The organism is Streptomyces sp. NPDC005791, from assembly GCF_042871485.1.
Classification (GTDB): Bacteria; Actinomycetota; Actinomycetes; order Streptomycetales; family Streptomycetaceae; genus Streptomyces.
Genome location: NZ_JBIAIP010000013.1, coordinates 250,679 through 260,935 on the forward strand (window position 1 = coordinate 250,679; position 10,257 = coordinate 260,935).

At 70.3% G+C, this 10,257-nt stretch carries 7 protein-coding genes; 1 reads left to right on the forward strand and 6 read right to left on the reverse strand.

Features of this window, described 5'->3' with window-relative positions; all coding sequences use genetic code 11:
• Positions 1-32: 32 nt before the first annotated feature.
• The 6 genes from ACFYSH_RS25335 to ACFYSH_RS25360 form a co-directional block, all read right to left on the reverse strand.
• Positions 33-623: a hypothetical protein gene (locus ACFYSH_RS25335; protein ID WP_359477690.1), complete on the reverse strand. Its 591-nt coding sequence runs from the start codon at positions 621-623 to the stop codon at positions 33-35.
• Positions 608-1,726 carry a ParA family protein gene (locus ACFYSH_RS25340; protein WP_359477687.1) on the reverse strand — a complete coding sequence of 373 codons (1,119 nt, stop codon included), beginning with the start codon at positions 1,724-1,726 and terminating at the stop codon, positions 608-610. The genes ACFYSH_RS25335 and ACFYSH_RS25340 overlap by 16 nt, the downstream gene beginning before the upstream one ends.
• 358 nt (positions 1,727-2,084) lie before the next feature.
• The gene (gene ald, locus ACFYSH_RS25345) at positions 2,085-3,200 is read right to left on the reverse strand and encodes an alanine dehydrogenase (RefSeq protein ID WP_359477752.1); all 1,116 of its coding nucleotides are present in this window, start codon (positions 3,198-3,200) and stop codon (positions 2,085-2,087) included.
• Positions 3,201-3,363: 163 nt separating this feature from the next.
• Positions 3,364-5,439 carry a tetratricopeptide repeat protein gene (locus tag ACFYSH_RS25350; RefSeq protein WP_359477684.1) on the reverse strand — a complete coding sequence of 692 codons (2,076 nt, stop codon included), beginning with the start codon at positions 5,437-5,439 and terminating at the stop codon, positions 3,364-3,366.
• A gap of 148 nt (positions 5,440-5,587) precedes the next feature.
• On the reverse strand, positions 5,588-6,214 hold the full coding sequence (locus ACFYSH_RS25355) for an NUDIX hydrolase (RefSeq protein WP_359477681.1): 627 nt from the start codon (positions 6,212-6,214) through the stop codon (positions 5,588-5,590).
• Between the two features lie 77 nt (positions 6,215-6,291).
• Complete coding sequence (locus ACFYSH_RS25360) at positions 6,292-7,962, reverse strand: CTP synthase (protein ID WP_359477677.1); 1,671 nt, start codon at positions 7,960-7,962, stop codon at positions 6,292-6,294.
• Positions 7,963-8,400: 438 nt separating this feature from the next.
• On the opposite strand from ACFYSH_RS25360, the gene ACFYSH_RS25365 reads away from it, so the two are divergent.
• The coding region (locus ACFYSH_RS25365; RefSeq protein ID WP_388755481.1) for a glycoside hydrolase family 15 protein at positions 8,401-10,257 on the forward strand (1,857 nt) is incomplete at its 3' end.

Consider the following 10,257-nt stretch of genomic DNA (forward strand, 5'->3'; position numbering starts at 1 on the left):
CCTCCCCCGGCAGGCTACCGGCGCGGCACCGGTCAGCGGCCCCGCAGCCGTCGTACGAGGATGCTCGCGTCGCCGCGCGACTCGAGGTCGGCCAGCACCACGGCGACCGCCTCCCGGACGATGCGCCCGCGGTCGACGGCCAGCCCGTGCTCACCGCGCAGTACGAGGCGCGCGTGCTCGAGGTCCATCAGTTCCTCGGCCGACACATAGACCGTGATCTTCTCGTCGTGGCGTTCCCGGCCGCTGGGCCGGCGGTTCGCTCCCCGCCCGCCTCCGCGTCCGCGCTGCGGCTGGACGGTGGTGGTCGCTTCCTGTGGCGGTGCGGTACGGGCCTGGGGCGGGGCAGCGGCCCGGTCTCCCCCGTCGGTGCGGCTGCGCGAGCCGCCACTGTCGGCGTCCGCCGCGGAATGCTCCTCCCGGGACGCTCCGGCGGGCATGTCACCACTGCCCGGCGCGCCGCCCTGGCCGGTGTCCGCCGCATCGCCTACCGGCGCCGGTGCGGGGACCCGCCCCTCGCCGCTCGCCTTGCGTCGCCGCTCGGCGGAGGCCGAGGCCTGAAGGCCCATGCCCCCGGTGGTGCGGAACAGCTCGTCGGCCCCCGGCAGACTCACTCGGCGTGACACCGGGCGAGCACCTCCCTGGCGAGCTGGCGATAGGCGGCCGCACCGACCGAGTTGGACGCGTACGTGGTGATGGGCTCACCGGCGACCGTCGTCTCGGGGAAGCGCACCGTGCGCCCGATGACGGTGTGGTAGACGTGCTCGTCGAAGGCCTCGACGACGCGAGCCAGGACCTCACGGCTGTGCACGGTGCGGGAGTCGTACATGGTGGCGAGGATGCCGTCCAGTTCCAGCTCGGGGTTGAGCCTCTCCTGGACCTTCTCGATGGTCTCGGTGAGCAGCGCCACACCGCGCAGCGCGAAGAACTCGCACTCGAGCGGGACTATCACCTTGTGCGCGGCCGTGAGGGCGTTGACGGTGAGCAGGCCGAGCGAGGGCTGACAGTCGATCACGATGTAGTCGTAGTCGGCCATCAGGGGCTTGAGGGCACGCTGCAGCGTCGACTCCCGGGCCACCTCACTCACCAGCTGCACCTCGGCGGCCGAGAGGTCGATGTTGCTGGGGAGCAGGTCCATGTTGGGCACGGCCGTCTTCAGCAGGACCTCGTCGGCCGCCATGCCCCGCTCCATGAGCAGGTTGTAGACGGTGAGGTCGAGCTCCATCGGGTTGACGCCCAGGCCGACGGACAAGGCGCCCTGCGGGTCGAAGTCGACGAGCAGGACGCGCCGGCCGTACTCCGCGAGTGCGGCGCCCAGGTTGATGGTCGACGTGGTCTTGCCGACGCCGCCCTTCTGGTTGCACATCGCGATGATCTTCGCGGGGCCGTGCTCGTTCAGCGGCCCGGGAATCGGGAAGTACGGCAGCGGCCGGCCGGTCGGGCCGATCCGCTCGCGGCGCTGGCGCGCGGCGTCGGGCGCGAGGGTGGCCGCGTACTCCGGATCGGGTTCGTATTCGGCATCGGGGTCGTAGAAGTGCCCCTCGGGCACCTCGGCGAAGTCGGCGAAGTGGTCGGTCTTTCGGCCACTCTCGTTGCCGGCCATGGCGTTCACGTGTAGGCCGTCCATCACTTGGGGGGCTGTCGTCATGTGCTGGTGGGTGGCGAAGGTGCGGACAGCGACGGAGCCGACAGCTTCGAGCCCGATCGGGCTCAGACCCCGCGCAGGCATCCCTGGTTGACCACCCCCGGGAGTAATTGTCGACTCATTCACAAGTCGTCTTACCTCCTTGGATGTGACCAGGAAACTTATCGATAGGTCAGCGTGGCACCATGCCGACGATTGGCGACTCTATGGCGTGTCACCGGTTCGCAGCAACACAATCCGCCGGACCCGGCCCGATGTGTCGGCAATCGAACACCCCTTTGTCAAGCGCGCGGAGCGCCCGCGGCGCACCTTTCGCGGGGGTGCAAAAAGGGTAGAGGGTTACGTCTCCGGCGGGTCGGGCCGGGGCCCCTCAAGCGCTCGGCCGGACCCTGCTGGGCAAGGTCCGGCCGTTCGCGCGAGGTTGACGGAGAGGGTTGACCGCTCAGCCGAGGAGCGTGCTCAATTCGATGTGGTCGAGACCGTGCGCCTCGGCCACCTCGCGGTAAACCACTTGACCGTCATGGGTGTTGAGACCCCTGGCGAGCGCGGCGTCACGACGCAGGGCGTCCGCCCAGCCCCGGTTCGCGAGCTCCAGGATGTAGGGCAGCGTGGCGTTCGTGAGGGCGTAGGTGGAGGTGTTCGGCACGGCGCCCGGCATGTTCGCGACGCAGTAGAAGACCGAGTTGTGCACGATGAAGGTCGGCTCGGCGTGCGTCGTCGGACGCGAGTCCTCGAAGCAGCCTCCCTGGTCGATCGCGATGTCGACAAGAACACTTCCGGGCTTCATCTTGGCGACGAGCTCGTTGGTGACCAGCTTCGGCGCCTTCGCGCCCGGGATCAGCACCGCACCCACGACGAGGTCGGCCTCGACGACGGCCTTCTCGAGCTCCAGCGCGTTGGAGACGACCGTCCGCACCTTGGTGCCGAAGATCCTGTCGGCCTCGCGCAGCTTGTTGATGTCCTTGTCGAGCAGTGTCACGTGGAAGCCGAGCCCGACGGCGATCTGTGTGGCGTTCCAGCCGGAGACCCCGCCGCCGATGACGACGGCCCTGGCCGACCCCGTGCCGGGGACACCGCCGGGGAGCACACCGCGTCCGCCGACCGAGCGCATCAGGTGGTACGCGCCGACCTGCGGGGCGAGGCGGCCGGCGACCTCGGACATCGGGGCGAGCAGCGGCAGCGCGCGGTTCGCGGTCTCGACGGTCTCGTACGCGATGGCGGTCGTACCCGACTCGAGCAGGGCGTCCGTGCACTCACGGGAGGCGGCGAGGTGCAGATACGTGAAGAGCGTCTGGCCCTTGCGGAGGCGGTGATACTCCTCGGCGACCGGCTCCTTGACCTTGAGCAGCAGGTCGGCGGCGGCCCAGACCTCGTCGGCGGTGGGCAGGATCCGCGCGCCCGCGGCGACGTACTCCTCGTCCGGGATGGAGGACCCCTCGCCGGCGTGCTGCTCGACGAGGACCTGGTGGCCGTGACGGACGAGCTCATGCACTCCGGCGGGGGTGATCGCCACCCGGAACTCGTTGTTCTTGACTTCGCGGGGGATGCCGACCTTCACGTCGATCACGGTCCTTGACTCGGAGAATCGCTCGGACACAACGGGAGGAACCCGCATGAACCAAGCATAGGGGGAGACACCGCAGAGATCTGCGGCAGAGCCATCATTAATGAAGGACTTCCCACTGTCCAGCCTTACAAAGCATTAAGTTTTGATCGAAGTACTACGGATTTCGTAGGTCGGACCCTTCTTGAGCGGCGGTTCGACGCTCTGCGCCCAGCAGTGTGTCGGCGGCCGCCCGGTGCAGCCGGGCCGCCGCCGGGTCCCCGAGCCGGTCGAGGGTGTCCGCCAGCCTGAGCTCCAGCGCGGCCTGGAGGCGCGCGTCACCCGCCCGGCTCGCCAGGCCGACCGCCTCCTGGCAGGTGTGCAGCGATTCCTGCGGCCGGCCCGCGTACTCCTGCACCCGCGCGACCTCACTGAGCGCCCGCGCCCGGGCCGGGAGGTCCCCGAGCCTGCGGTGGCCCGCCGCGGCCGCCCGCCAGTTGCGCAGCGCCTCGCCGTAGCGCCCCGCGTACGCGTGGACCGCTCCGAGCCGGCCGTACAGCCGCGCGGCGTCGGCCCGCTCCCCCTGCGTGAGCCGCTGCGCGAGCGCCCGGCCGTACCAGTCGGAGGCCCGGTTGAAGTCCCCCAGCTCCGCGTAGGCCCCACCTGCGGATTCCATCGCCCTGCCGGTCGCGTAGAGGTCGTTCGCCGTGCGTCCGGCGTCCAGCGCGGCCCGGTAGCGGGCCAGCGCCTCCCGCGTACGGCCGGTCCTGGCGTCCAGATCTGCGAGGTTGAGCAGCGCGGCGGCCTTCTCCCGCGGCAGGTCGCGGCGCTCCGCCACCTCCAGGACCAGGCCGTGCAGCCCGTACAGCACGGGAGCGGCGTCCTCGGTACCCCGGTGCACGGCGAGTGCGCGGACCAGCGCGGCGACCAGGCGACGGGCCAGGGTGTCGAGGTCCCCCTCACGCACCGCGGCCCGGGCGGCGGCCAGCAGCGCCGGCTCGCGGATCCGCAGCCAATCCGCGGCGGCCTCCGGGTGGGGGAAGCGCAGCGAGCGCGGCAGCCCGGCGAGCTTGCGGCGGGCCGGGGAGTCCTCGGGATCGGTGACCGCTCGGCAGGCCTGCAGACGGCGTACGGTCCGCTCCAGCATCCTCGCCCGGGCCAGCTGGATCTCGGCCGGCCGCTCCCGCTCCTCCAGCATGGCCCGCACCAGCGGGGCGAGGCAGCCCGGCACCTCGTACTGCGGCAGCTCGGCGCCGTTCGTCCGCAGCAGTCCGAACCGGACGAAGTCGTCCAGGGTCGTCCGGGCGGCCGACACCGAGCACCCGGCCAGGGCGGACGCGGTGTGGGCGTCGGCCAGCCCGGCGGGCGCGAGGGCGAGCAGCCGCAGTATCCGGGCGGCGGCCTGCGGCAGCGAGTCGTGTACCAGCCGGAAGGCGCGGGCCAACGGCCGTGCTCCGGTGGGCCGGTCCGGGTCGTCCTGCTGTTCCCTCAGCCGCTTGGCCACATCGGCCACCGACGCGCCGGGCCGGGCCGCGAGCCAGCCCGCGACCAGAGTGAGGGCGGCAGGCTGTCCCCCGCACTCCTCCGCGAGTGTCTCGGCGGTGCGCGGATCGACCGTGATGCGGACCTGCCCGATGGTGCGGGCGAGCAACTGCACGGCGGAGCCCGTGTCCAGCCCGCCGATGGTGCACGGGCGGACGCCGGGAATTCCCGTGAGGGGGCCGTGCGCGGTGGCGACGACCAGGCAGTCCGGGTTGTCCGGCAGCAGTGGATCGACCTGTTCGGCGTCCACGGCGTCGTCGAGGACGATCAGAGCGCGGCGTGCGGCGAAGGCCTCGCGCACCATCTCGGAGAGCTCGTCCTCGTCCGCTCCGGGCGGGCCGGTGACCGGGAGGAGGTCCAGCAGAGCGCGCGCGGTGCGCTCCACCGGGACCCGCTCGCCGCCGGGTTCGGTGAGCGAGACCCGGAACAACCCGTCGGGGTAGTCACCGGTTTCCACGAGCCGGCGGGCGAGTTCGGCGGCGAGGGCGGTACGTCCGGACCCGGGCCGTCCGGCGATCAGCAGGATCCGCGCGCGGGCCGCTTTACGACCGGCCAGAGTGTCCAGGCCCGCGCGCCCGATGTCCTCCTGAAGGGCTTTCAACTCGCGCCCGCGACCGAAGAATTGAGATGGAGTGGTGTCCGGCGGCGGCTCGGCTCCCGCCGTCCCCGCCACTCCGGCCGGGCCGCTGGTGTCCACCGCCTGATCGGTCACGGGCCACGCTCCACTTCGCTCCACGCGGTTGCCCGCCGGAACTCCGGTCGGGGCCTTTCGAGCGTAGTCCAGCGGTACGGACGATCACGGCTGAGCGCGACCGGTACATCCCTCGATCGGATCAGCGTTTCGTACGATTAACCCTGGCTCAGGACTCGAACGGGCGAGCCGGCCAGGGCGCCTCGGCCGGGCGCAGCGAGTCCACGCCGTCGCCCGCGAGCACCGCGGTCAGCGACAGGACGCCCACGACCAGGCAGTTGTTGTGCAGGTCACCCGCGAGCACGCCTCGCACGAGCTCCTCCAGGGGCACCCGGGCCTGCTCCATGTCGGCCTCCTCCTCGGCGACCTCGAAGCGCTCGCCGTCGGCCTCGGAGAGGTCCCGGGCGAGGAAGACGCGCACCGCTTCGTCGCAGCCGCCCGGTGTGGTGTAGACGTCGGTCAGCACCCGCCAGTCCTCCGCCTTGACGTGCGCCTCCTCGTAGAGCTCGCGCTGCGCGGCGTGCAACGGGTTCTCGCCGGGGATGTCGAGCAGCCCCGCCGGGATCTCCCACAGCTTGTGGCGCACCGGGTGCCGGTACTGCCGCAGGACGAGGACCCGTCCCTCCGCGTCGAGGGCGAGCACGGCCACGGAACCGGGGTGGACCTGGTAGTCGCGGCTGTGGACGCTGCCGTCGGGCATCACCACGTCGTCGGTGCGGACGCTGGTCTTGTTACCGGTGAAGGGGGTCACCGACGCGGTGACCTGCCACTCCTCGGGCGTGTCCTGGAAACCCATGTACGTCCTCCCACGAACAAACAGAAACCGGGGCACGCATCCCGTGAAGGATCCGTACCCCGGTCAACCGTAACGCCTTACGCGTCGGCGTCCGTCCGGTGTGCCGCGACCTTGCGCTCCACGGCGGCCTTCACGAGGCCGGCGAAGAGCGGGTGGGGGCGGGTCGGGCGGGAGCGCAGCTCCGGGTGTGCCTGGGTGGCGACCAGGTAGGGGTGCACCTCGCGCGGGTATTCGACGTACTCGACGAGCTTGTTGTCCGGGGAGGTGCCGGAGAAGACCAGCCCGGCCTTCTTCTCGAGCTCGGCGCGGTAGCCGTTGTTGACCTCGTAGCGGTGGCGGTGGCGCTCCTCGACGTACGGCTCGCCGGCGTAGGCCTCGCGGACCAGGGAGCCCTCGGCGAGCTTCGCCGGGTACAGGCCCAGGCGCATGGTGCCGCCCAGGTCGCCCGCGCCCTCGACGTACGCGAGCTGCTCCTCCATCGTCGAGATGACGGGGTGGCCCGTGGCGGCGTCGAACTCGGTGGAGTTGGCGTCCGGGATCCCGGCGAGGTTCCGCGCGGCCTCGATCACGATGCACTGCAGGCCGAGACACAGGCCGAGCAGTGGCACCTTGTTCTCGCGGGCGTACTGGATGGCGCCGACCTTGCCGACCACCCCGCGCTCACCGAAGCCGCCGGGGATGCAGACGGCATCGACGTCGCCGAGCTGCTTCTGCGCGCCGGCCGGGGTCTTGCAGTCGTCGGAGGCGACCCACTTGACCTTGACCCGTGCCTTGTTCGCGAAACCGCCGGCCCGGATGGCCTCGGTGACCGAGAGGTAGGCGTCGGGCAGGTCGATGTACTTGCCGACCAGTGCGACGGTGACCTCGTGGTCGGGGTTGTGGACCCGGTCCAGCAGGTCGTCCCAGGTGGTCCAGTCGACATCGCGGAACGGCAGGTCGAGCTTGCGGACGACGTAGGCGTCCAGGCCCTCGGTGTGCAGCACCTTGGGGATGTCGTAGATCGACCGGGCGTCCTTGCAGGCCACCACGGCGGTCTCGTCGACGTCGCACATCAGCGAGATCTTGCGCTTGATGGCGGTCGGGACGTCGCGGTCGGCGCGCAGCACGATGGCGTCCGGCTGGATACCGATGTTGCGCAGGGCGGCGACGGAGTGCTGGGTGGGCTTGGTCTTCAGCTCGCCGGACGGACCGATGTAGGGCAGCAGCGAGATGTGGACGACGAAGACGTTGTCGCGGCCGACCTCGTGGCGGACCTGGCGGACCGTCTCCAGGAACGGCAGCGACTCGATGTCGCCGACCGTGCCGCCGACCTCGGTGATGACGACGTCCACGTCGTCGGTCGCCATGCGGCGGATGCGGTGCTTGATCTCGTTGGTGATGTGCGGGATGACCTGGACGGTGTCGCCGAGGTACTCGCCGCGCCGCTCCTTGGCGATCACGGTGTTGTAGACCTGGCCGGTCGTGACGTTGGCCGAGCCGTCGAGGTCGACGTCGAGGAAGCGCTCGTAGTGACCGATGTCCAGGTCGGTCTCGGCACCGTCGTTGGTGACGAACACCTCACCGTGCTGGAAGGGGTTCATCGTGCCGGGGTCGACGTTGAGATAGGGGTCGAGCTTCTGCATGGTGACCCGCAGGCCACGTGCCTTGAGCAGGGCACCCAGGCTGGAGGCAGTCAGACCCTTGCCGAGGGAGGAGGCGACACCCCCGGTGACGAAGATGTGCTTGGTCGTCGTGGATGTGGGCTGCATAGCCAAAGGGGGCTCCCGTGGTCGCGATCGTGAGGTGCGTACCGGCATGCCGTACGGAGAATTCCGGGGGCGCCGTCGCTGCGGTTCGGGGGTCTCGTCCACTGTGGGGACGACCACCGGTCCACGGGCTACCAGGGTATCAGCGACGGAAGGAGGCCGCTTCCGGCCATGCCGCTTCCCTGGCGAACACAAGATCATCACGTCCGTTTCAGGTCCCACCCATTCGCCGGGGACGGACGAAGGACAACCTGTGGACAGTCGCGCGGAACCCCCTGGTGCGTCGTATCCTGCTCAAACACTCGCTGCCGAGTTGGCCGGCCCAGCGGCTCCACCCCAGCCCGCTCACCCGTGCAAGAGCTCGTCGGTTCTATTACAACGACCCCTTGACCAGCAGTAAGCGCCCTTCGGGGCGACATGGCCGTTCGACTGGAGACGCACGTGGCCGGGCGCATCGAGGATTACGCACTCATCGGAGACATGCAGACCGCAGCCCTGGTCTGCCGGGACGGCACAGCGGACTGGCTGTGCCTGCCCCGTTTCGATTCACACGCTATTTTCGCCGGACTTCTCGGTACCGAGGAGCACGGTTTCTGGCGGCTGGGACCCGCCCGTCCGGAGGGGGCCGAACCCCTTGCCGCGGACCGGCGCCGCTATCGCGGCGACTCACTCATCCTGGAATCGGAGTGGGACACCCCCCGCGGCACGGTCCGCGTGACCGATTTCATGCCGCCGCGTGACGGAGCGCCGCAGCTCATCCGCATCGTGGAGGGCGTGAGCGGCCGGGTGCCGATGCGCTCCGAACTGCGGATGCGTTTCAGCTACGGGCGGGTCACCCCCTGGGTGCACAAGGTCGACGGCCGCACGGTCGCCGTCGCGGGCCCCGATTCGGTCTGGCTTGACACCGACACGGAGACGTACGGCCGGAATCTGACCACGTACTCCGATTTCACCGTGGCCCCCGGCGACCGGATCGCGTTCACCATCAGCTGGCAGCCCTCCCACCACGAGCCGCCCGCCATGCCGGAACCCGAGGCCTCCCTGGAAGCCACGGAGAACTTCTGGCGCGAGTGGGTCGAACAGTGCACGTACCACGGTCCCTACCGTGAGGCGGTCGTCCGCTCGCTGATCACGCTGAAGGCGCTCACCTACGCACCGACCGGCGGCATCGTGGCGGCCCCGACCACCTCCCTGCCGGAGGACATCGGCGGCTCACGGAACTGGGACTACCGCTACACCTGGTTGCGGGACGCGGCGATCACGCTCTCCTCCCTGCTCCGTACGGGGTATCGGGAGGAGGCCCGCGCCTGGCGCGAGTGGCTGCTGCGGGCCGTCGCGGGCGACCCGGAGAACCTGCAGATCATGTACGGCATCGCGGGCGAGCGGGAGCTCGGCGAGGCGGAGCTGGACTGGCTGCCCGGCTACGAGAACTCCGGCCCGGTCCGGGTGGGCAACGGCGCGGCGAACCAGCTGCAGCTCGACGTGTACGGCGAGGTCACCGAGGCGCTGCACCTGGCGCACATGACGGGTCTGACCCGCAACGACTACGCGATGGGCCTCCAGCTCAAGCTGATCAGCTACCTGGAGAAGCACTGGGACGAGCCGGACGAGGGCATCTGGGAGGTGCGCGGGCCACGCCGGCACTTCGTGCACTCCAAGGTGATGGCCTGGGTCGCGGTAGACCGCACGATCAAGCTGATCGAGTCCGGGGACGCGGAGGGGCCGCTGGAGCGGTGGCTCCAGCTGCGCGACGACATCCACCGCGACGTCTGCGAGCGGGGCTACGACCCGGAGCGCAACACCTTCACCCAGTCCTACGGATCCCAGGAGCTGGACGCGTCCCTGCTGCTGATCCCGCAGATGGGCTTCCTGCCTCCGGACGACAAGCGCGTCATCGGCACGATCGAGGCGATCCAGCGGGAGCTGTCCACCGAGGACGGTTTCGTCCTGCGCTACCCCACCGAGGGCGACGACGCGGGTGTCGACGGCCTGGAGGGTGACGAGGGCGCGTTCCTGGCCTGCTCGTTCTGGCTGGCGGACGACCTGGCGATGATCGGCCGGGTCGACGAGGCCCGACGGCTCTTCGAGAAGCTGCTGTCCCTCCGCAACGACCTCGGTCTGCTGGCCGAGGAGTGGGACTCCGGGCTGCAGCGCCAGGTGGGCAACTTCCCGCAGGCGTTCAGCCATGTGCCGCTGATCGACACGGCCCTGCGGATGCGGCGGGTGCGCAGCCGTCCCGCCGCCGTGGAACATGACGGGACAACCGGATCCCCCGTGACACAACCAACCCGTCAGGCA